We start from the raw sequence: 19,992 nt of genomic DNA, 5'->3' as shown, positions 1-19,992 counted from the left end.
AATGTCAGCAGAAAAATTGACCGTCGCCGTCATCGGAGCCGGTGGCAAAATGGGAATGCGCGTTTCCCGTAACCTCCAAAAGAGCGACCACACCGTCTTCTACAGCGAGAACTCCCCCGCAGGCCAGGAACGCATCCAGGCAGAAGGCCGCGAAATCACCGCCACTGACGACGCCGTCAAGGGCGCCGACGTGGTCATCCTCGCGGTCCCGGACACCGTCCTCGGCGTGGTCTCCCAGGGCGTAGTCCCCCAGATGAAGGCCGGCGCAATCCTGCTCACCCTGGACCCTGCCGCCGCCTACGCCGGCCTGCTGGCAAAGCGCGACGACGTCGTCCAGGCTGTGGCTCACCCGTGCCACCCGTCCGTGTTCCTCGAGCGCACCACCAAGGAAGAATGGGCCGACACCTTCGGCGGCGAGGGCGCCCCGCAGAACGTGGTGGCCGCGATCGACGAGAACGCACCGGAGGAGACCAAGGCGGCAGCCGAGGCCACCATCCGCATCATCTACGCACCCGTCATCGACGTCCATTGGGTCACCGTCAAGCAGCTCGCCATCCTCGAACCCACCCTCGTGGAGACCGTTGCCTGCATGATCGGCACCCTGCTCAACGAGGCGCTGCACGAGACCGTGCACACCGCCGGCGTTCCCGAGGCAGCGGCGAAGGCCATGCTGTTCGGTCACGTGCAGATTGCCCTCACCAACGCCCTGCGCGGCTCCAACCCGTTCTCCGAAGCCTGCGAAATCGCCATCCAGTACGGCAAGGACACCATCATCAAGGACGACTGGAAGAAGATCTTCGACGACTCCGAGCTGGACAGCGTCATCGCCAAGATGCTCAAGCTGGACGCCGTCAAGCGCTAGCCCCTCGGGCGGCGCGAGTGCCCCCGCCGTACGGCGCGTACTTACAGTTGAGGCCCCGGGAAACCGGGGCCTTAACTGTAAGTTCCGCGACTGGTTGGCTGCCTAGCTGCGGTGGTGTTCTATCAGCCAGGCAGCCATCTGCTGGGCACGCTTGTTCGCCTGCATGTCACCCTCTGTAGCCGAGATGATGGATCCCTTCATCAGGATGTGCCAGGACCGGGCGAAATCTTCGGTTCGGGCCAGCCCCGCTTCCTCCGCAAGGGCCTGGACGTGGCCGCGGATCCTGGCCAGGTAATCGATACTTGCCTGGCCGAGGGGGTGCGCCGGCCCCATCTCCAGCAGGATGTTGATGAAGGAGCAGGCCTCGAAGTCCTCGCGCAGGAACCAGTCGCCGAAGACGTCGAAGATGGCCAGCAGCTGTTCAGCGGGCGTGTTCCCGCGGCGCCGGGCTTCGGAGACAATGGCGTCCACGGTCCACTGCCGGTCGCGTTGTTCCAGGAAGGCCAGCACCAGGGCGTCCTTGGAAGGAAAGTGCCGGTAGAAGGTTGCCTTGGCAACGCCGGACCGTTCGATGAGTTCGTTAACCCCGACGTCCCGGACACCACGGCGGGAGAAAAGTTCGTAAGCGACAGCCAGTATCCGGCCCACTGCATCGGCATGGCCAACTGCCGCCCCCACCTGCGTCTGCACGGGGGACGGTCCAGTCTCTGGGGCTGAAGTCATTGTACGAACCAGTTTACGCCAGGTAGAGACAGACCGGTCTTCCTCGCGGTAATGTTTCCCCTACGCGCAGTGCTTTCGACGCCGATTGGACCGTTTTCGGCCCAGCCGGTCTGGTGCAAGGAGGCCCCTATGTCAGCAGAGCGGATGTTCCAAAGCGTGCCCGCGGATCCTGAACATTGGTTGGATGAGGACTTCAATCCAGCCGAGATCCGGCGGTTTGCGATCGAGTCGCTTCGATGGCAGGCACAGGAAATTATCGATGAAGTGCTCTGCGGAAAGTCCCCCGGGGAAGAGATGGCGCGGGCACGGCTCCGCCGCTGCGTGGCGCGGCATCCGGGAGAACCCGAGCAGGCCCTGCTGGAACAGCTGATGGTCAACCGGGAACTTCCCGCCTGACACCTGGGCCGCGTGTCGGCCGGGTGCCAGTGCGGCTTTAGAGGTTAAGGCTGCGGTCCACGATCCGGCCGGCGGTCACATGGAGGCCTTCATTATGAGCGCGCGCGTGATTGCGCAGCCGGTTGAAGGCCTCTTCCATATCGACTCCCGCAGTGTGGGCGATGACGCCTTTTGCCTGTTCAATCAGCACGCGGCTGTTCAGCGCACGCTGCAGCTGCTCGTTGACCAGGGAAGCTTCCCTGATGGTGCGCTCCTGCAGAAGGCTGATTGTGGCTACGTCTGCCAGGGCTTGGCCGATGGCAGCATCCTCCGCCGTCAGCGGACCGGGGTTGGCCCCGAAGAGTCCCATGGCGCCGATGGTCCGGTCATGGATCCGCATGGGCACCGCGTGGACCGAACGGAAGCCTTGGGACAGTGCCGCAGCCTTGAAGTCCCCCCAGCGCTCCAGGGCGCCGATGTCCTCCACCACCACGGGACGTCCGGTGGAGTAGCATTCGACGCACGGTCCCGAGCCGGCCCGCAGCTGCAGGACTTCCACAAGCTGGCTTTGCTCGCTGGTGGACGCCAGGACCTGGAGTTCTCCGCTGGGGTCGGCCAGCACCAGGCCCGCGGCAGCAACGTCGAGGAGCCCCACGGATTCCTCAACGAGGGTGTGGAGCAGGTCCAGGACGTCGTAGTCCGCAACCAAGGTGTCCGTAAGTTTTACGAACGCCCCGCTGACGCGCTCGGCGCGGGTAGTCGTTGCCATGGCGCTATTTTACGTCAGCGGCGGGCTGCCGGGACCGCTGACACCGCCGTCGGACGTGAAACTCAGGCGGCCTTCGAGGACGGCGTCGGCCGTCTGGCGGAGCGTGAGGTCGTGGGCAAAGGCGTAGGCACGCAGCAACAGCAAGGAATCCGCTGCAGTGGCACCGGACTGGGCGAGCACCATTCCAGTGGCTTGGTGGATCTCACGGCGTGACATGAGGGCCGGCTCCAAGGCGGGATCGGTATCAGGCGAACTGATGGTGAGGATCGTTCGAAGGAGGTACCAGGAGGTCTGCCCTGCAAGAACGGCCGCAGTCGCCTGCTCGGACCTGCTGAGGGCTCCGGGTTCTGAGTGGTAGAGCTCAACCACGCCCAGGTCCACCGCACCAACCGTCAGTGGGAAAACAAACATGGCGGCGGCCCGGGTCCTGGCAACGGCCTCGTGGAACATTGGCCAGTCAGCGTGCGCTACCGCCTGCACATCCGGGATCAGCACGGGCAGGCGGGTCCGGACAGCCCTCCAGCGCGGCCCTTCGCCCAGGCTGAACTGCAGTTCATCCAGTTGGGCGGCGAGGGCGTCACTGGCGCACACGAGCGTTTCGGCTGTGGCGCCGCCAAACAGGGACACTGCAGCTCCCGTGACGGGCAATTTCTGCAGATAGGGGCCGCACAGGTCTTCTCCACCCGCGACCAGCCCGGGTGCAACATCCATGCTGAGCCTCTGATCCCTGGTCCATCCCGCTGGGTTGTTCATCCCACTCTCACGCCGGCTGCTGGCCGAACCGGCATGGCGGAGTCGTCACCTAAGGATACTCACCGCCACCGCGCATGATCATCACGGGCCGAAATCAGGGCGTCTCTTCGCCACCTTCCGCATTCACGCGCTGGGAAGTGTCCATCAGATGGGCGAGCAACGCCCGTTCCGGTGCACCCGGGTAGGCGGCAACACATTTGCGAAGGTGCAGTTTGATCTCTGCCAGCCCGGGCGATTCGTCCTCAAGGATGGAGGCGATGATCTCGAGCGCCTGCACCCCGATCGGCGTGGCCCGGGGCATGCCGGGGAACTGCGCAGGTGCTGTAATTTCCGGGGCAAGTGCCAACATCGCATGACCGTCATACATCAGCGCCTCCCTTAGGGGTCGATCTGCTCGCGGGTCTCGCCAAAAGGCACGGCCTCGCTCACCGCTACCGTGAAGGTGTCGGGCGCGTGACGGGTCACCATGATGCCGCAGATCCCCCTCTTGGCAGCATGTTGGCGTGCCAGGTCCACAGCGGAATTCAAATACTCGTCCAGGACGGACGCGTCAGTCACTTTGACGACATAGGACAGGCCGTCCTCTATTGTGCTAATCATCGGAAACTTGCTCCTGGTCTGGTGTGGCACGTCGGCCACAGGCGTTGGTGGGGGGTACAGGCGTGCACGGCGCACGCCCGTACGCGGCTGCGCCGGGCATACGGCCACCGGGCAGCACAAAGGCCAAGGGTAAGACGGGAAGTGATGTGGGGATTGCCCGCGTTGATGACTGCTCCTCCTGGTGGACGCCGAGTAAGGCCATGCCAGGGTCTGGGGCAACAATTCGAGCATAGCGGACCGGCAGGCCAACCAACAGGGACCGGGGCCCCCTACCGGCTTCGCCCGGACCCCGGAACCAGGCCGGAAGGTTCAGGAAGGTTCAGGAGGCTTCAGGAGCTGAGCGGCAGATTATCGATCAGCCTCACGGGGCCCACCTTGGCTGCGATGATCGCCAGGGCGTCGCCACGGAACGGGGTCTCGCGGCAGTTCTCGGCCAGCGGTTCCAGCGTGCCTTGGTCCACCACCTCGAAATAGTCGAGTTCAACCAGCGGCTGGGACGCTACCAGTGCCTGGGCGGACTCGAGGTCCAATGGCTCGTGGAGGTTGGCCCGCTGCTCGAGGAGCCGCAGCGCCCGGGACAGCACCAGGGCGGCGTCCCGCTGTTCGTCGGACAGGAAGCGGTTGCGGCTGGAGAGGGCCAGGCCGTCGGCAGAACGGACGGTGGGCACTCCCACGATGTCCACGGGGAAATTCAGGTCGGCCACCATGCGCCGGACCAAGGCCAACTGCTGGGCATCCTTCTGGCCGAAGTAGGCGCGGTAGGCAGGCAATCCCGGGATGCCGGCAGAAGGCGCACCTGAGGTTGCAAACGCGCCCGACGGCGGCAGCCCGGTTCCGGGAATGCCGTAATGCAGCAGCTTGGCCACCACGGTGAGGGCGCCGTCGAAATGTCCGGGCCGGGAGGCGCCTTCCCACTTCTCCCCCAGCGGGCCGGCGGTCACCCGGACCAATGGCTCGCCGCCGGGGTACACCTCCTGCACGGACGGCGCGAACGCCAGGTCCACGCCTTCGGACTCCAACAGGGCGAGGTCTGCATCCAGCGTGCGCGGGTACCGGTCCAGGTCAACGGCGTCGCCGAACTGCAGTGGGTTCACAAAGATGGACGCCACCACGACGTCGTTCTCTTCGACGGCGGTGCGCGCCAACTGCGCGTGCCCCTCGTGCAGGGCGCCCATCGTCGGCACCAGCCCCTGCGAGGCGCCGGACTTGTTCACCAGGAGCCGGGCGCTCTCGGACCGCAGATCGGCCGCCGTCGTCACCAGTTTGATGGGCATCTTCAGTCTTCCTTGGGTTCGAGGGCCTGGCGCAGCCCGTCCAGCTGGTCCGCCTTCAGCAGCCCGCGGCTCTCGGCGCGGCGTGCGGTGGAGCGGGCCATGGCCAGGTATGCCTCCAACACATCGCCGTGGGCGCCGGCGTCGTACTCCCGCAGGGCCTCGGCGTGGGCGGCCACTGTTCCGACATCGCCCCGGGCCACCGGCCCGGTCAGCGCCGCCTCACCGGAGGCCAACGCGTTCTCCAGTGTGGCCCGCAGCAGGGGCCCGAGCATCCTTTCGGGCGAATCCACGCCCACGTCACGGAGCAGCTGGGATGCCTGTGCCACCAGGGTAACCATGTGGTTGGATCCGTGGGCGAGGGCTGCGTGGTACAGGGTCCTGTCCCCTTCGGCGATGGCCACGGGCTCGGCACCCATTTCCACCACCAGGGCCTGCGCGATGGGCAGCATCGCCGCGTCCGCGGTGACGCCAAAGGTGCAGTCCAGGAGCCGGGTGAGGTCCAGGCTCATGCCGGTAAAGGTCATGGCCGGGTGCAGGGCCAGCGGGATGGACCCGGCCGCGCGCACCGGATGCAGGACGCCCACGCCAAACCGGCCCGACGTGTGGGCCACCAGCTGCCCGGGCTGCCAGGCGCCCAGCTTGGCCAGTCCGTCCACCAGTCCGGCCAAGGCGTCATCCGGTACGGCGAGGAGTACCAGTTCGGCACGCTCCACGATGTCCTGGATCTCCAGGATGGGCACTCCGGGAAGAAGCGCTTCCGCACGTTCCAGGCTCGCGTCAGACACCGCGGACACCCCCACGACGGCGTGCTCGGCCGAGCGGAGCGCAGCACCGAGCACGGCACCCACCTTGCCGGCGCCAATGATTCCGACGCCGAGGCGCCCCGGCTTAGCCATGTTGCTGGCCTTCCTGTCGTTTGGGGGTGTCAGGGGTCGGTGTGGACTCAACCGGCTGGCTTGGATCGGGCTGAATCGCCGCGGTTTCGGGCTCAACGGCGGGAGTTGCCGGCGCCACCTGGGCCAGCCACTGTTCACTCGTCTGGCGTTTGCGGGCCAGCCTGGCACGGGTCGACTGTTCGTCGAAGAGGGTCCTGGCTTCCTCGACCCCGGCTTGGATCAGGCGGGGCGAGACCGGACCGGCGGTGGTGTGCAGAACGAGGTCGGCCACACCGAACCGCCTGGCCAGCGGGCCTTGGTGCAGGGCCATGGATTGGGTGCGCTGGTGCGGCACTACCACTAGCTGCCGCCACCAGCGGCCGGAGCGGATCAGGAGGGCGGTTGCTGTGGCGGTGTAGCCGTTGCGGCGCCACCCCAGCGGGGCCAGGAACCGGGCGCGCCGCGGCGTGGTGACAAAGCCGCCGTCGGAATCCAGTCCCGTGAGCCCGGCGGTGAATACACTCCCCGGTTCCGGGGTTCCGGGGTCCGGGAGCACCAGGGACAGCATGCTCATCACGTCGGCCAGCTTTCCCACGGGCAGCAGGGTGGTGCGCGACGCCGTTTCGCCGTTGCTTCCCGCAGCACCATATCCGGCCACGTTGACTTGTATGCGGTACCAGCCGAAAATACGCCAGAGCGGCGGCTGGGCTACCCTGAGCGCCTGGATCCTCCCGGGCGGGAGCGTCTGGGCCTGGGTGTCCAGTAGTCCATACCGCAGCCGGATGCCGTCCGGGGAAATAGCGGCAGTGAAGTTGTAGCCCTTGTTGAAGGAACTCCAGTAGGTCGCGGCGAGGCCCAGGGCGGCGGGAATCAGGTACAGGTAGAACCCGCGATTGTCGGTCACCGCGGAGAGGACCACTGACGCGACGCCGCCCAGCACCACGAAGAAGCTCTGCTCGCTGAGCAGCAGCGAACCGACCAGGCGCGACGGCGGCACGGACAGCACGGGGAATTCCGGTGCCTCGGGCGGGGCTTCCTCGGGCCGTTCCGGGTCCTGGACTACGCCGGCGGCCCGGGCGAGGATAGTGGCACGGAGCTGGCGGGCGTCGTCCATCCGGAGGTAGGCGAGGCGCACAGCCGACTCACCGGCGTCGGCGACTTCGAACTTGAGTTCAGCCAGGCCAAAGATCCTGGCCAGCAGCGGCTGCACGATGTCAATGGCCTGGACGCGGTCCAGCCGGGCCTGCCGCTGCTGCCGGAAAAGGAAACCGGTATTGACCCGGACGTAGCCGCCGGCAACCTGGTACCTGGTGAAGTACCAGGTCAGGATGAAGCCAAGGACGGCGATCAGCAGTACGGTCCCGCCGCCGGCCAGCAGCCAGGGAATCCGGCCGGCGAACCCCTCTTCCAAGAGGGGCCTGCCTTGCAGCATCCGCTCAAAGAAGTCGCGGCCGAAGAAAAAGCCGATGGCGGCCAAGGCCACCCAGCCGCGCACAAACGGCGACGCCGGATGCACGCGCAGCCACTCGCCGTCGTGCGTTTCCGGTGCGGACGCGGCGGGCGCAGTCATTGCAGCCGTAGGTGCGGCAGGCGTAGGCGCGGCGTCGGCTTTACGCGGAAGTGGCGCGGAACCCGGCTCCGGGACGGGGCCGTCAGCGGTCACAGCCCAGCCAGCCTGGCTTCGCCGCGGGCCGACAGCTGCTCGCGCAGGCGCGCGCCTTCCGCGGCCGGCAGCCCGGGGATCAGTGCGTTGGTTCCCGGCGAGGCCGTATGCAGCTTCAAGGTGCACAATCCAAGCCCACGCTCCACCGGGCCCACCCCGATGTCCACGTACTGCATCCGCCCGTACGGGACCACCATGGTGCGCTGGAAGAAGATGCCGCCCCGGATCAGGAGGTCCTCGTCCCGCTCGGCGTAACCGATGGCACGTACCTGTCGCGGGATCAGCACCAGCCGCCAGACGGCCATGACCACGGCCGCAGCGGGCACGAGGATCGCCAGCCATAACGGGGGCCACACCCACCACCCGAGGGTCACAAAGACCAGCGGCAGGCACAGCACAAGCACCATGATGAGGTTCCCGAGGGCCCACTCCACCAGCCGGACCGTGACGTATTTGGGCGACACGCGCTGCCAGGTGATGCCTGGCGGATCAATCGCCTCGGTACGCATATTCGCCTTCCCCTGCGGCTTCGCCGCGCGGGCTCCGGCCACGGTGGCCCTCGCCCGGCGTTTCAGTGTCCTCCGGCGGAATCTTGCAAAAGCGCTCCACTAAGAGGCCCACCACAATCATCACGAGGCCGCCACCGGCCTGGGCAAGCGCCACCCAGGTAATGCCTTGGTCACTGCGCAGGCTCCAGACCCTCAGCTGGTCCAGGAAAATGCCGACGTGCCAGCCCAGGAGTACCGTGCCGGCATAGGCGCAGGCCTGGGCAAGGACCAGGGTCCGGGCGGCCAGGATGGGGTCAAGAACAGTCTTCTTTTTGGTACTGTCCCGGTTGCTGTTGCGCCACCGCAGGATCCGGATGCCGAGGATCAGGGTGATGGCCACGATCACGCCCATGGTGGCCAGGGCCGTAACGGGCAGGACTGGCGTGGCCATGCTGTACCGGTTGGTCAGGACGGTGGCAGCCCAGCCGGCGACGGCCAGGATCAGGCCGATGAGCAGCAGGCGGAGGGGGTTGATCGGTTTCATGGCCTATTCAACCGCCCCGGCGGTGGGGACGCCGTCGAAGTCGCCGAAGCCGTCAAACGGGGCAAGGTCGTCAAAGTCGGAGGCGCGGACAGCCAGCGCGCTGATGCGTTCACCGTTCAGCATGGCGGCCGGTTCGATCAGGGACCACGGATAAAGCACGAAGGCGCGTTCCGCAGCGCGGGGATGAGGCAGGGTCAAGTCCGGGTCCTCGCTGGTGAAGTCGCCATAGGTGATGATGTCGACGTCGAGCGTTCGCGGCCCCCAGCGCACCTCGCGGACACGGTGGTGCTTGTTCTCCACGGACTGGCAGTGCTCCAGGAGCTTGGCCGGGGACAGGGTGGTTTCCACGGTGATGACCATGTTCAGGAAGTCCGGCTGGCCGGCAGGACCACCTACCGCCTTCGTCTGCACCACCGGAGAGACGGCCAGCAGGCGGACCTCCGGCGGATCCACGAGGTCAGCTACCGCTTCGGAAAGGGTGTCGTTCCGTTCGCCCAGGTTGCTGCCGAGCGCAAGCACCGCCTTGGTATAGCCGGTGGTCATGTCCGCTCCCGGTACACGCTGACGGACACGTCGCCGAAGGGGACTTCGATGGGCGCCTTGGGTTTGTGGACGGTGATCTCCACGGCGTGGAGCCGGTATTCGCTAAGCAGGTCCTCGGCAATCCGCACAGCCAGGGCCTCGATCAGGTTCACGGGTTCGCCCGTGATCCAGCCTGTGATGCGCTCCGCCACCTCGCCGTAGTGCGCGGTGTCCCGGACATCATCCGAGGCGGCCGCACCGGAAAAGTCCAGGTGCAGCACGGCGTCCACCACAAAGGGCTGGCCGTCGCGGCGTTCGAAATCGAACACGCCATGATGGCCGACGGCGGTGACACCGCTCAGCGTAATCCTGTCCATGGGTCCCCCGGCCCTAGTGTGTTGTGCGGGCGGAAGCCAAGCGTGAGGCAACCTTGACGGCGTCAAGGCTGGGGCCGACGTCGTGCACGCGGACCGCCCAGGCCCCGCGGAACGCGCTGATGGCAGTGATGGCCGCGGTGGCGGCGTCCCGCTCCTCCGGGGCGGCGGACTTTCCTGCCACCGTGAGCAGGGTGCCCAGGAATCGCTTCCGGGAGGCACCTACCAGAATTTTGTGCCCCAAGCTCTCCAGCTGGTCCAGGTTTTGCAGGAGCTCCCAGTTCTGGGCGTCGTTCTTGGCGAAGCCCAGGCCCGGGTCCACAATGATCTGGTCCTGCCCAACCCCGGCTGCGTAGAGCTTGTCCCGTACCCCGGCGAGTTCTGCCACCACTTCCCCGGCAACGTCCTTGTACTCGGCCAGCGAATTCATGGTGCGGGCGTCGCCGCGGCGGTGCGTCAGCACGTAGGGCACCTTGGACGCTGCCACGAGCTCGGCCATTTCCGGCTCCAGGGTGAGGCCGGAAACGTCGTTGATAATGGCTGCGCCGGCTTCCACCGCGGCAGCTGCCGTAGAGGCATGGGTGGTGTCTATGCTGACCAGGGCGCCTGCCTTGACCAGGGCCTCGATCACGGGGATCACCCGCCGCTGTTCCTCTTCCGGGCTGACGTCCTCGGCGCCGGGACGGGTCGACTCACCGCCGACGTCGATGATGTCAGCCCCTGCGTAGAACATCCGGAGGCCGGCGGCGATGGCGGTGTCCGCCGTCGGATGCTTGCCGCCATCGCTGAAGGAGTCCGGGGTGACGTTGAGGATGCCCATGACCAGGGTGCGGTCGGTGGGCAGGTCGGAGAACTTCGCGGCCGGACGCGGTTTGCGCAGGATGGGCAGCGGAGATGTTGCGGGCCCGGTTCCCGGGGCTGCAGCTAGTGAGTCCATGGTCTGATACTTACCTTCCGAGGATGAGGCTCATGGCTTCGGCGCGGGTGGCCGGGTCATGGAGCTGCCCGCGTACCGCACTGGTGACGGTTTTCGCTCCGGGCTTGCGGACACCGCGCATGGACATGCACATGTGCTCGCATTCAACCACGACGATCGCGCCGCGGGGTTTGAGGTGGCTGACCATTGCTTCAACGATCTGGGTGGTGAGTCGCTCCTGCACCTGCGGGCGACGGGCGTACATGTCCACAAGCCGTGCCAGCTTGCTGAGCCCGGTCACTTTGCCATCGTGCGAGGGAATGTAGCCCACGTGCGCCACCCCGTGGAACGGGACCAGGTGGTGCTCGCACGTGGAATAGAACGGGATGTCCTTGACCAGGACCAATTCTTCGTGGTCGAGGTCGAACTTGGTGGACAGGATGTCCGCCGGATCGTGGTGCAGCCCGGCGAACACCTCGGCGTAGGCCTTGGCCACGCGCTTCGGGGTGTCCTGCAGGCCGCCGCGGTCCGGGTCCTCGCCGATAGCCAGCAGGATTTCGCGGACAGCAGCTTCGATCCGCGGCCGGTCCACTTTCTCATGCTTTTTGTGGTGGTGGCCGTCCTCCGCCGGGTGTCCGGCGGAGGAGTGGATGTCGTCGTCGTCGAAGTGGTTCACAGAAGAAAGCTTAGCCGTGGACGCCGTCAGGCCCCGAGTCGGGGACGCCGCCCTGGAACGCTGCGTCCTCCGGGACACCCTGCGGGTGCGGGGGCTGCGCGTCCAGCGGCTCCTCGAGGCGGGCCTGCTTTGCTTCCTCTTGGGCTTCGCGCTCAGCCTTCTCCTGGCGGGATTCCACTGGGCCCGCCTGCTGGACCGGGCGGGTCTCCTTGGACAACCAGACTTCGCGGAAGTCACGCTTGCGGATGTCGGCGAAGATATCGGCGATCTCGGACTGGTTGAGGGTTTCGCGTTCCAGGAGTTCCAGTGCCAACTGGTCCAGGACGTCGCGGTTCTCGGTGAGGATGGCGTAAGCCTCGTCGTGCGCCTGGTCGATGAGGCGGCGCACTTCCTCATCCACCACGTAGGCGATCTGGTCGGAATAGTTGCGCTCGTGCCCGGCGTCGCGGCCAAGGAACGGCTCGCCGCCGCCCTGGCCGAGGCGGACGGCACCCACGCGTTCGCTCATGCCGTACTCGGTGACCATCTTGCGGGCCGTCGCCGTGGCCTTCTCGATGTCATTCGATGCCCCAGTAGAGGGGTCATGGAACACGATCTCCTCAGCCACGCGGCCACCCATGGCGTAGGCCATCTGGTCCAAGAGCTCGTTGCGGGTGACGGAGTATTTGTCGTTATCCGGAACCACCATCGTGTAGCCCAGGGCGCGGCCACGGGGCAGGATGGTGATCTTGGTGACCGGGGCCGAGTTCCGCAGCGCCGCTGCCACCAGGGCGTGTCCGCCCTCGTGGTACGCGGTGATCTTGCGTTCGTGTTCCTTCATAACGCGGCTGCGCTTCTGCGGGCCTGCCATGACGCGGTCGATGGCCTCGTCCAAGGCGCGGTCATCGATGAGGTTGGCGTTGGAACGTGCCGTGAGGAGCGCCGCTTCATTGAGTACGTTGGCGAGGTCTGCACCGGTGTAGCCCGGGGTTTTCTTGGCCACAGCCTTGAGGTCAACACCCGGGGCCATCGGCTTTCCCTTGGCGTGCACCTGCAGGATTTGGTCGCGTCCGATCAGGTCCGGGGCGTCCACAGAAATCTGGCGGTCAAAACGGCCGGGACGCAACAGTGCCGGGTCCAGGACATCGGGACGGTTGGTGGCGGCGATCAGGATGACGTTGGTCTTTACGTCGAAGCCGTCCATTTCAACCAGCAGCTGGTTGAGGGTCTGCTCGCGTTCGTCATTGCCGCCGCCGATGCCGGCGCCACGGTGGCGGCCCACTGCGTCGATTTCGTCAACGAAGATAATGGCGGGAGAGTTGGCCTTGGCCTGCTCGAAGAGGTCGCGGACGCGGGACGCGCCCACACCGACGAACATCTCAACGAAGTCCGAGCCGGAGATGGAGAAGAAAGGCACGCCGGCTTCGCCCGCAACGGCCCGGGCCAGGAGGGTTTTGCCGGTTCCGGGAGCGCCGTAGAGCAGCACGCCCTTGGGGATCTTGGCCCCCACCGCCTGGAACTTTGCCGGCTCCTGCAGGAACTCCTTGATTTCCTGGAGCTCCTCAACGGCCTCGTCCGCACCGGCAACGTCAACAAAAGTCACTTGCGGCATGTCCTTGTTGACCATCTTGGCCTTGGACTTGCCGAACTGCATGATCTTGGAACCGCCGCCCTGCATGCGGGTCATCAGGAACCAGAACAAGGCACCGAGGAGGATGACCGGGATCAGGAGCGAGAGCAGTCCGGAGAACCAGTTGCTCTCGATTGGCTGGTCCGTGTAGCCGCTGGCAGGTTTGGCATCGGTGACGGCCTTGACCACGTCCACCGCACGGGCATCAACGAAGAAGAACTGGACGCTCTTGCCCTTGTCCTGGCCGTTGAGCTGCAGGTTTTCCTTGAGCACCAGGTCCACGCGGTTTTCGCCGTCGAAGATCTTCGCCTGCTCAACCTGGTTTTCAGACAGCAGCTCCAGGCCCTTGTTCGTGTCGATCCGGGCGGCACCGCCGGGAGCCAGCGTTGCAAAGGCCACAAGGAGCATGCCGATAACAACAACGATCCAGATGCCCGGGCCCTTGAAGAAACTCTTAGCTTTCATCTGTTCGGGGATTCGCCCCGTCCCTCCTGGTAGTGCTGCACGGCGAGTGGTCTGCGCGCGTGTGGTGCTGCGTCAGCTTCTAGCTATACACCGTTCGGAGTAAATCACGCACGGTATGGCACAAAAGTTCCCTGTGGGCGTAGCGGTCAGGACCGGGGCGGCGCGACGGATCCGCGGGTGACCAGCGGGCAGTCCAGGACCGTCGGATCCAGTGCCAGCCCGGCGAGGTCGCCTTTGCCCTCAATGGCGTCAATCAGCGTTCCTGTGGCCCAGGCACCCATTTCGTAGTGCGGCAGGGCCAGCGTAGTGAGGCCCGGATGCAGGTTGCCGGCGATGAGTTCCTGGTCATCGAAGCCCACAATGGACAGGTCAGCGGGGATGGCAAGTCCCAGCTCGGCCGCGGCCCGGTAGGCGCCCATGGCCATCCGGTCGTTGTAGCAGAAGATGCCCGTGGGGGGATCGCTGAGCTGCAGCATCCTTCGTGCCGCCTCATAGCCGCCCTGCACTTCGGACGGTCCGGTGTGCACCGGCGCGGCACCGCCGTCGAGCCCTGCCTCGGACAGGGCCTTCCGGAACCCCCGGAGGCGGCCGTGAGTGGACGGAACGTCGTCGGTGTTGTTGAGGAAGCCGATGCGGGTGTGCCCGGCGGCCAGCAGGGTAGTGACCGCCGTCCTGGCTCCGGCTTCTTCGTCGGGGACAACGGCGGCGATGGTTGCCCCGCTGCTGACGGCGTCCACCAGTACCGCCGGGACGTTTGCGAGATTGCCGGGCACATCCAGGATGCGGTGGTACATGGTGGCGTACAAAATGCCGTCCACCCGACGCTCCAGCAGGGCATCAACGTCTGACTTCCTGGATTCATCGCTGGCCGACGCGGAAGTGTTGATGATCATGAGGTTGTAGCCGCGGGCACGTGCGGCGTCATCTGCGCCCAGAATGATCCTGCCCGCATGGGGCGTAGTTGCGATATCCTCGCTGACCAGCCCGAGCAAGCCGGTGCGCTGCGTGCGCAGCGCCTGGGCCAGGCGGTTGGGGCCGTAGCCGAGCTGCACCGCCGCGGACTTCACCTTTTCCCGGGTCTCGGCGCTTATCCGCGCGTACGGGACATCGTTGAGGACGTGCGAGACGGTGGTGGCGGACACTCCGGCGGCGACTGCTACGTCCTTGATGCCAATGTTCTTGTTGTTCAACTTCTCTTCCACATGCTGGTTGTCCGGGTGTGCAAAAGGCGGCCTCCCGAAAGAGGCCGCCCTTACAACAGGTGCGCGGCAGGGAAGCGCGGGTTACTCGTAGACGTGCGGCGCCAGGGTGCCCACGAAGTCCAGGTTGCGGTACTTTTCGGCGTAGTCCAGGCCGTAGCCCACAACAAACTCGTTGGGGATGTCGTATCCGACGTATTTAACGTCGATCTCCACCTTGGCGGCAGTGGGCTTACGGAAGGCGGTGCAGATTTCCACCGAAGCAGTGCCGCGGGACTCCAGGTTGGTCTTGAGCCAAGACAGCGTCAGGCCGGAGTCGATGATGTCCTCGACGATCAGGACGTCCTTGCCCATGAGGTCCGTGTCCAGGTCCTTGAGGATGCGGACAACCCCGGAGGACTGGGTGCCGGAGCCGTAGGAGGAAACAGCCATCCAGTCCATGGAGATGTGGCTGTGCAGCGCGCGGGCGAGGTCTGCCATGACCATCACCGCACCCTTGAGCACGCCAACAATGAGGATTTCACGGCCTTCGTAGTCCTTGTCGATCTCGGCAGCGAGTTCGGAGATCCGCTGCTGGATCTGTTCCTTGGTGTAGAGAACGTGCTTGAGGTCTGCCTGGACGTCGTTTGAATCCACCAATGGCTCCTGTGTAGATGCGGGGTGCGACTAATTTTGGGGCGGTTTTTGAGGCCGGAATACTAGCTTCCCACAGCGGGGGGCTTCCCGGGGAACGGGAAAGCTGCCATCGGGCTGGGCGGCGTCCCTGGCGGGCCGGTTTGCTGCCTGCAGCTGGGCCAGCGACAACCGGTAGACACTCACTCCTCCGGGTAGCTCAACCGGGCCGGCCGATCCCTGCCTTCGCAGCAGCGCTTCCGCCGCGAGGAGCCTCTGGTAGCTGGGCTGCTGGCCCCCGACGTCGGCAGCCGCCTTCGCGATGACCCGGAACCTGATGGCCGGCGCAAGTTCCCCCAAGGCCTCCTCCGGAAGGCTCACTTCGGCTCCGGAGCGTTCCGCCAAGGCCGCAAACGTGCGCTCCGCCACGTCCTCGAGGTAATCGGCGTCCAACTGGAGGATGGACGCCGTCCTGGCCAAAGATTCTGCGACGCCGGGCCCGAGCTTCTCTTCGAGCAGCGGCAGCACTTCTACGCGGGTCCGGGAGCGAGCGAACGCCGGGTCCGCGTTACTGGGGTCATGCCAGGGTTCGAGTTCCTCGGCGTGGCAGATCTCCAGGGTGTCCGCACGGCGAAGTCCCAGGAACGGCCGCAGCAGCATCCCCCTGGCAGGCCTCATCCCGGCCAGGGACCTGGTCCCTGAACCGCGGGCCAACCCCAGGAGAACCTGTTCGGCCTGGTCATCCAGGGTGTGGCCCAGGAGGATTGCCCCGGCTCCCTGTTCCGCGGCTGCAGCCTCAAGGGCGGCATGGCGGGCATCACGGGCGGCAGCCTCCGGTCCCATGCCTGTGGGCGCGACAATAACGGTCCGCACCTCCACCGGGGCCAGGCCCAACTCCTTGAGCGTGTGCGCGGTCCGGACGGCCACGTCAGCGGAGCCTGGCTGCAGCTGGTGATCCACCACCACGGCGCCCACCGTCACCGGGTGCCCGTCCACGTGGCCGCGGCGGGCGAAATAGCCTGCGACGGCGGCAAGCGCCAGGGAGTCGGGCCCGCCGCTGCAGGCCACCACTACGTGCGCCGGAAAGCCGGCGTCCGCCAGCGCGTTCTGGAGCGCCTTGCGCGCAGTGCCGACGACGGGCGCCAGCCTGCCGGGCCGCCGTCGTCCGCTGTGAAACCCGGAGCGGGCGTGAGGCGCTTCAGGCAATTAGAGGCCCATCCGGTCAAGCCAGATCTTGGCGTCGTGGATTTCAGGTTCAGTAGGAAGGTTCTCTGCCGATTCCCAGACCCGGTTGAAACCCTGCATCCCGGCAACATCCACCACGGCACGGACGAACTTGGCGCCGTCCGAGTACTGGCGCATCTTAGCGTCCAGGCCCAGCAGGCTGCGGATGAACTTTTCGATCACGCCACGGTCCTTGCCGCGGTCGTTGAAGCGCTGCCGGATGGTCTTCACCGACGGCACGATGCTGGCGTCAACGGCGTCCATCACCACGTTGGCGTGGCCTTCCAGCAGGCTCATCACGGCCGTGAGGTGGGAAAGGGAAGCCTTCTCTTCGGGGTTCTGCAGGAGGTCCAGGATGGCACCGCGGCCGGGAGTGTTGCCCGTGGCGGTCCGGTCCTTGAGGGAGCGCGCCGCGGCGGAGGCACGCTCCAAGAGGGAGTCAACGTTGCCCAACAGATGCCCGCTGAGGTTGTCGATCTCGGAAAGCATATGGTGGCGCAGCCACGGCGCGGCGGCGAACTGCACGCGGTGCGTCTGTTCGTGCAGGCAGACCCAGAGCCGGAAGTCCTCCGGCGTGACGTTGAGTTCACGCTCGACGGAAACGATGTTGGGGGCGACCAGGAGCAGCCTGCCGCCCGCCGGTGCATTGGAGCCTTCGGCCAGGGCCGCGAAGGGATCGTACTGGCCCAGGACCTTGCTGGAGAGGAAAGCCAGGACGGCGCCCAGCTGGCTGCCCGTGATGGCACCGCTGACGCTGGCCGCAGCCGGGCTGACTGTTCCGCGGCGGCTTTCCAGCATTTTCTCCATGGCCGGCTTCAGCATCACCGCGAAGCTCTGGGTGTTGGCCTTGGCCCAGGACGCCCGGTCCACTATGAGCACCGACGAGTCCCGCAGATCCCGCGCCGCTTCCAGCCCGGTGATGTGGTGCACATGGTGCACTGAGGCGTCCGCCAGCCGCCGCAGGCTGTCCACGGCGTCACCGATTTCCGCCGATGACAGTATGGGTCCCGCCGGTGTCAGCCGTGCAGCTGTGGACGCGGCGAGGTCCCAGTTGATCAGGGCCTGGGCCGGGCTGGACGACGCCGGTGCGGACGAATCACGTGCGGTGGACTCCATAGTTCCCATCAGAACACAGCAGACCGCGGAACGTCCTTAAGTTCGCTGACCGGCGAACCCCCGGCAGGCGCCGCCGGAGCCAGCCAGACCGGTCCCCGCCTTCATGAACGGTGCTGGGCAGCACCGCCAATGCGGGCGAGGGCCGCTAAGACTTTCCCGCCGCCGACACGCGGATTCTGTGATTCCCTGGCGAACGTTCCTAGCGGCAGCCGCAGGCGGCGAGCGCCGTGGCGGCCCTATCGAGGGCTTCCTTGTTCCCGCCCGCCCCGGGGGTGAGCCCGTTGCCGATAAACGAGAACACCAGCAGCCGGCCGTCGGCGTCCACCACGTAACCGCTGAGGGCGATCACCGAATTCAGCGTCCCGGTTTTGGCCCGCACCAGCCCGGCACCGCCTGCGGTGGAGCTGTCCCCGTAACGCGTGTCCAGCGTTCCGGTCAGGCCGGCCACCGGGAATCCGGCCAGCGCGGCCCGCAGCCTGAGGTCCGTTCCGGAGGTGATGGCCCGCACCACTTCGGAGAACTGGCGGGCCGAGACCTGGTTGTCCAGCGCCAGCCCGGACACGTCCGCGAGCCGCATGGCATCGGTGGGGATCCCAAGTTCGGTGAGCTGGGCACGGACTGTGGCGGTGGCGGCGTCGTTGCTGGCCGGTTGCCCCTGGGCGGCGGCCGCCATTCTGCCCAGGACCTCCGCGAGGTAGTTGTCCGAGGTCTGCAACATCAGGTCGACCTGCTCGCCCACGGTGGCGGACTGAACCTCGGCCAGGACGGTTGGGTCACTGCCCGCCGGCGCGCTGGAACGCCCGACGCCGGCCGCCACCGTCAGTCCCGCGGCAGCACCTGCCGCCTTGAGCTGCTCGGCGAACGCCTCCCCTGCGGTGATCGCGGAATCCTGCGGGCGCGGTCCGGTGATGACGGCGGGATCGAACCGCGCGGAATTCAATGCCAGGGGGTACAGCGGGGCCACTTCGCCGGCCTCAACGTCGCCGGACGCCCAGGCCGGATTCAGGGACGGGCCGCTGAACAGGGAGTCGTCCACCAGGACCGTCAGCTCCCCGGTTGCGCCGTTCTCCCGCAGGGCAGCTACGGTCGCTTCGGCCAGCGTGGCAAGCCCGGCATGGCCCATTACCTGCTCCGGCGCGGACTTCCCCGTTCCCAGGAGGACGTCGCCGCCGCCGGCCAGCACCACTTGGCTGGGCGTGGGACCGGCGACCACTCTGGTGCTGAACCGCTCGTCCGGCCCCAGGACCCGCAGGGCTGCGACCGCGGTCAACAGCTTCATATTGGACGCGGGAATGCGGTTCTCCGAACCGCCGCGGTCAAAGAGGACCTGGCCGGTGAGCGCATCCTGGACCATCCCGGTGAAAGTACCGCCGCCGTCGGGCTTTAACACCGGTTCCAACTGGGCCGTGACGGCTGCCGGTACCGGTACCGGCGCGGAATCCGTCAACGGGGACAGGCCCTGCCGGGTGGAAAGTGACGTGGGAGCCTGCTGCCAGGCTGGCGTTTCGGGCGCCTGGACCGAAGCCGGACCCGTGAAGGCGGGGGCAAGCAGCCAGCCGGCGGGGAGCGCCAGAATAACGATCAAAACCAGGAGCAGCGCCGTGGGCCAGGCCTTAACTCCGCGGTGGAAGGTGCGCCGCAACGCATCCGTGAACGGCGCCCCGAACCCTGCGGGCCCCGATGTTTCCTTCATGTTGGTGCTGGTCCTCAAGTCCTGAAATTTCCCCGCAAGTTCCTGAAACCTGGGCCTCTCGCTATATCCTCAATAGTAGTCGGCGGCACCGACACTCCATTTTGCTGAGCGTCTACTGTGCCGCGAACCCCCTGCAATTGCCGAGGAGCATTCCATGAAGCACGACGTCACCATCGAGATCCCCAAGGGGTCCCGCGTCAAGTACGAAGTTGACCACGAGACCGGCCGCGTCCGCCTGGACCGCGTCCTCTTCACCTCCATGCAGTACCCCACGCACTACGGTTTCTTCGAAAACACCCTGGGCGAAGACGGCGATCCGCTGGATGCACTGGTGCTCCTGCAGGACTTTGACCTGCTCCCCGGCGTCATTGTTGAGTCCCGCCCCATCGGCGTCTTCAACATGACCGACGACGGCGGCGGAGACGCCAAGGTCCTGTGCGTCCCGGTTGACGCCCGCTTTGACCACATCCAGGAAGTCAGCGACGTCAGCGAGTTCCTGATCAAGGAAATCGAGCACTTCTTTACCCGCTACAAGGACCTGGAGCCCGGCAAGTGGGTCAAGGCCGAAGGCTGGGGCGACCGCGCCGCCGCCGAGGCCGAGCTGGAAGCTTCCATCAAGCGTTACGTGCCGGCCGCGCACTAAGCGCCCCGCCGCAAAAT

The 19,992-nt window shown here is 66.3% G+C and carries 23 protein-coding genes; 3 read left to right on the top strand and 20 right to left on the bottom strand.

What is annotated here, in order from left to right:
- The first annotated feature begins 1 nt into the window (after position 1).
- Complete coding sequence (locus V9L18_RS01720) at positions 2–862, top strand: phosphogluconate dehydrogenase C-terminal domain-containing protein (RefSeq protein ID WP_337345441.1); 861 nt, start codon at positions 2–4, stop codon at positions 860–862.
- A 102-nt stretch (positions 863–964) separates the two neighbouring features.
- Here the strand turns inward: V9L18_RS01720 and V9L18_RS01715 are convergent, their stop codons facing one another.
- Positions 965–1,585 carry a TetR/AcrR family transcriptional regulator gene (locus V9L18_RS01715; protein ID WP_337345440.1) on the bottom strand — a complete coding sequence of 207 codons (621 nt, stop codon included), beginning with the start codon at positions 1,583–1,585 and terminating at the stop codon, positions 965–967.
- 129 nt (positions 1,586–1,714) lie between these two features.
- On the opposite strand from V9L18_RS01715, the gene V9L18_RS01710 reads away from it, so the two are divergent.
- Entirely contained in the window at positions 1,715–1,981 is a 267-nt protein-coding gene (locus tag V9L18_RS01710) for a hypothetical protein (protein ID WP_337345439.1), read from the top strand.
- A gap of 37 nt (positions 1,982–2,018) precedes the next feature.
- Here the strand turns inward: V9L18_RS01710 and V9L18_RS01705 are convergent, their stop codons facing one another.
- The 19 genes from V9L18_RS01705 to dacB all read right to left on the bottom strand — a co-directional run bounded on the left by V9L18_RS01705 (position 2,019) and on the right by dacB (position 19,332).
- On the bottom strand, positions 2,019–2,729 hold the full coding sequence (locus tag V9L18_RS01705) for a GAF and ANTAR domain-containing protein (protein ID WP_337345438.1): 711 nt from the start codon (positions 2,727–2,729) through the stop codon (positions 2,019–2,021).
- A 9-nt stretch (positions 2,730–2,738) separates the two neighbouring features.
- The gene (locus tag V9L18_RS01700; protein ID WP_337345437.1) at positions 2,739–3,440 is read right to left on the bottom strand and encodes a GAF and ANTAR domain-containing protein; all 702 of its coding nucleotides are present in this window, start codon (positions 3,438–3,440) and stop codon (positions 2,739–2,741) included.
- A gap of 136 nt (positions 3,441–3,576) precedes the next feature.
- Entirely contained in the window at positions 3,577–3,849 is a 273-nt protein-coding gene (locus V9L18_RS01695; protein ID WP_337345436.1) for a hypothetical protein, read from the bottom strand.
- 11 nt (positions 3,850–3,860) lie between these two features.
- Complete coding sequence (locus tag V9L18_RS01690) at positions 3,861–4,082, bottom strand: hypothetical protein (RefSeq protein ID WP_337345435.1); 222 nt, start codon at positions 4,080–4,082, stop codon at positions 3,861–3,863.
- 329 nt (positions 4,083–4,411) lie between these two features.
- Positions 4,412–5,356, bottom strand: coding sequence for a 4-phosphopantoate--beta-alanine ligase (locus V9L18_RS01685; RefSeq protein WP_337345434.1), 945 nt, complete (start codon positions 5,354–5,356; stop codon positions 4,412–4,414).
- Between the two features lie 2 nt (positions 5,357–5,358).
- Positions 5,359–6,252: a Rossmann-like and DUF2520 domain-containing protein gene (locus V9L18_RS01680; RefSeq protein ID WP_337345433.1), complete on the bottom strand. Its 894-nt coding sequence runs from the start codon at positions 6,250–6,252 to the stop codon at positions 5,359–5,361.
- Positions 6,245–7,801: a PH domain-containing protein gene (locus tag V9L18_RS01675; RefSeq protein WP_337345432.1), complete on the bottom strand. Its 1,557-nt coding sequence runs from the start codon at positions 7,799–7,801 to the stop codon at positions 6,245–6,247. Before V9L18_RS01675 ends, V9L18_RS01680 begins: the two co-directional genes overlap by 8 nt.
- Positions 7,802–7,890: 89 nt before the next feature.
- Positions 7,891–8,403, bottom strand: coding sequence for a PH domain-containing protein (locus V9L18_RS01670; RefSeq protein ID WP_337345431.1), 513 nt, complete (start codon positions 8,401–8,403; stop codon positions 7,891–7,893).
- Complete coding sequence (locus tag V9L18_RS01665) at positions 8,384–8,926, bottom strand: DUF3180 domain-containing protein (protein WP_337345430.1); 543 nt, start codon at positions 8,924–8,926, stop codon at positions 8,384–8,386. Before V9L18_RS01665 ends, V9L18_RS01670 begins: the two co-directional genes overlap by 20 nt.
- Positions 8,927–8,929: 3 nt before the next feature.
- Entirely contained in the window at positions 8,930–9,469 is a 540-nt protein-coding gene (folK, locus tag V9L18_RS01660) for a 2-amino-4-hydroxy-6-hydroxymethyldihydropteridine diphosphokinase (protein ID WP_337345429.1), read from the bottom strand.
- Entirely contained in the window at positions 9,466–9,825 is a 360-nt protein-coding gene (gene folB / locus V9L18_RS01655; RefSeq protein WP_337345428.1) for a dihydroneopterin aldolase, read from the bottom strand. The genes folK and folB overlap by 4 nt, the downstream gene beginning before the upstream one ends.
- Before the next feature lie 13 nt (positions 9,826–9,838).
- Positions 9,839–10,759 carry a dihydropteroate synthase gene (gene folP, locus V9L18_RS01650; protein ID WP_337345427.1) on the bottom strand — a complete coding sequence of 307 codons (921 nt, stop codon included), beginning with the start codon at positions 10,757–10,759 and terminating at the stop codon, positions 9,839–9,841.
- Between the two features lie 10 nt (positions 10,760–10,769).
- Entirely contained in the window at positions 10,770–11,414 is a 645-nt protein-coding gene (gene folE / locus V9L18_RS01645) for a GTP cyclohydrolase I FolE (RefSeq protein ID WP_337345426.1), read from the bottom strand.
- A gap of 10 nt (positions 11,415–11,424) precedes the next feature.
- Positions 11,425–13,488 carry an ATP-dependent zinc metalloprotease FtsH gene (gene ftsH / locus V9L18_RS01640; RefSeq protein ID WP_337345425.1) on the bottom strand — a complete coding sequence of 688 codons (2,064 nt, stop codon included), beginning with the start codon at positions 13,486–13,488 and terminating at the stop codon, positions 11,425–11,427.
- Between the two features lie 146 nt (positions 13,489–13,634).
- A complete protein-coding gene (locus V9L18_RS01635) occupies positions 13,635–14,678 on the bottom strand; it encodes a LacI family DNA-binding transcriptional regulator (protein WP_337345619.1) in 1,044 nt (347 codons plus the stop codon).
- 93 nt (positions 14,679–14,771) lie between these two features.
- Positions 14,772–15,323 carry a hypoxanthine phosphoribosyltransferase gene (gene hpt / locus V9L18_RS01630; RefSeq protein WP_337345424.1) on the bottom strand — a complete coding sequence of 184 codons (552 nt, stop codon included), beginning with the start codon at positions 15,321–15,323 and terminating at the stop codon, positions 14,772–14,774.
- Between the two features lie 30 nt (positions 15,324–15,353).
- Entirely contained in the window at positions 15,354–16,445 is a 1,092-nt protein-coding gene (tilS, locus tag V9L18_RS01625; RefSeq protein WP_337345618.1) for a tRNA lysidine(34) synthetase TilS, read from the bottom strand.
- A gap of 60 nt (positions 16,446–16,505) precedes the next feature.
- Positions 16,506–17,639 (bottom strand): zinc-dependent metalloprotease, encoded by a 1,134-nt coding sequence (locus tag V9L18_RS01620; RefSeq protein ID WP_337345423.1) that lies wholly within the window; start codon positions 17,637–17,639, stop codon positions 16,506–16,508.
- A 199-nt stretch (positions 17,640–17,838) separates the two neighbouring features.
- Positions 17,839–19,332: a D-alanyl-D-alanine carboxypeptidase/D-alanyl-D-alanine endopeptidase gene (gene dacB, locus V9L18_RS01615; protein ID WP_337345422.1), complete on the bottom strand. Its 1,494-nt coding sequence runs from the start codon at positions 19,330–19,332 to the stop codon at positions 17,839–17,841.
- A 154-nt stretch (positions 19,333–19,486) separates the two neighbouring features.
- On the opposite strand from dacB, the gene V9L18_RS01610 reads away from it, so the two are divergent.
- Entirely contained in the window at positions 19,487–19,975 is a 489-nt protein-coding gene (locus V9L18_RS01610) for an inorganic diphosphatase (protein ID WP_066287853.1), read from the top strand.
- Positions 19,976–19,992: the final 17 nt, after the last annotated feature.

It is taken from the genome of Pseudarthrobacter sp. CCNWLW217 (assembly GCF_037203985.1).
Classification (GTDB): Bacteria; Actinomycetota; Actinomycetes; order Actinomycetales; family Micrococcaceae; genus Arthrobacter.
Note: the sequence above shows the minus strand (reverse complement) of the source record. Positions and strands in the feature narration are given on the sequence as shown.

Excerpts from the sequence above, each read along its gene's own strand:
- V9L18_RS01720 (WP_337345441.1), top strand. The coding sequence starts at position 2 with ATGTCAGCAGAAAAATTGACCGTCGCCGTCATCGGAGCCGGTGGCAAA.
- V9L18_RS01715 (WP_337345440.1), bottom strand. The coding sequence starts at position 1,585 with ATGACTTCAGCCCCAGAGACTGGACCGTCCCCCGTGCAGACGCAGGTG.
- V9L18_RS01710 (WP_337345439.1), top strand. The coding sequence starts at position 1,715 with ATGTCAGCAGAGCGGATGTTCCAAAGCGTGCCCGCGGATCCTGAACAT.
- V9L18_RS01705 (WP_337345438.1), bottom strand. The coding sequence starts at position 2,729 with ATGGCAACGACTACCCGCGCCGAGCGCGTCAGCGGGGCGTTCGTAAAA.
- V9L18_RS01700 (WP_337345437.1), bottom strand. The coding sequence starts at position 3,440 with ATGGATGTTGCACCCGGGCTGGTCGCGGGTGGAGAAGACCTGTGCGGC.
- V9L18_RS01695 (WP_337345436.1), bottom strand. The coding sequence starts at position 3,849 with ATGTATGACGGTCATGCGATGTTGGCACTTGCCCCGGAAATTACAGCA.
- V9L18_RS01690 (WP_337345435.1), bottom strand. The coding sequence starts at position 4,082 with ATGATTAGCACAATAGAGGACGGCCTGTCCTATGTCGTCAAAGTGACT.
- V9L18_RS01685 (WP_337345434.1), bottom strand. The coding sequence starts at position 5,356 with ATGCCCATCAAACTGGTGACGACGGCGGCCGATCTGCGGTCCGAGAGC.
- V9L18_RS01680 (WP_337345433.1), bottom strand. The coding sequence starts at position 6,252 with ATGGCTAAGCCGGGGCGCCTCGGCGTCGGAATCATTGGCGCCGGCAAG.
- V9L18_RS01675 (WP_337345432.1), bottom strand. The coding sequence starts at position 7,801 with ATGACTGCGCCCGCCGCGTCCGCACCGGAAACGCACGACGGCGAGTGG.
- V9L18_RS01670 (WP_337345431.1), bottom strand. The coding sequence starts at position 8,403 with ATGCGTACCGAGGCGATTGATCCGCCAGGCATCACCTGGCAGCGCGTG.
- V9L18_RS01665 (WP_337345430.1), bottom strand. The coding sequence starts at position 8,926 with ATGAAACCGATCAACCCCCTCCGCCTGCTGCTCATCGGCCTGATCCTG.
- folK (WP_337345429.1), bottom strand. The coding sequence starts at position 9,469 with ATGACCACCGGCTATACCAAGGCGGTGCTTGCGCTCGGCAGCAACCTG.
- folB (WP_337345428.1), bottom strand. The coding sequence starts at position 9,825 with ATGGACAGGATTACGCTGAGCGGTGTCACCGCCGTCGGCCATCATGGC.
- folP (WP_337345427.1), bottom strand. The coding sequence starts at position 10,759 with ATGGACTCACTAGCTGCAGCCCCGGGAACCGGGCCCGCAACATCTCCG.
- ftsH (WP_337345425.1), bottom strand. The coding sequence starts at position 13,488 with ATGAAAGCTAAGAGTTTCTTCAAGGGCCCGGGCATCTGGATCGTTGTT.
- V9L18_RS01620 (WP_337345423.1), bottom strand. The coding sequence starts at position 17,639 with ATGGAGTCCACCGCACGTGATTCGTCCGCACCGGCGTCGTCCAGCCCG.
- dacB (WP_337345422.1), bottom strand. The coding sequence starts at position 19,332 with ATGAAGGAAACATCGGGGCCCGCAGGGTTCGGGGCGCCGTTCACGGAT.
- V9L18_RS01610 (WP_066287853.1), top strand. The coding sequence starts at position 19,487 with ATGAAGCACGACGTCACCATCGAGATCCCCAAGGGGTCCCGCGTCAAG.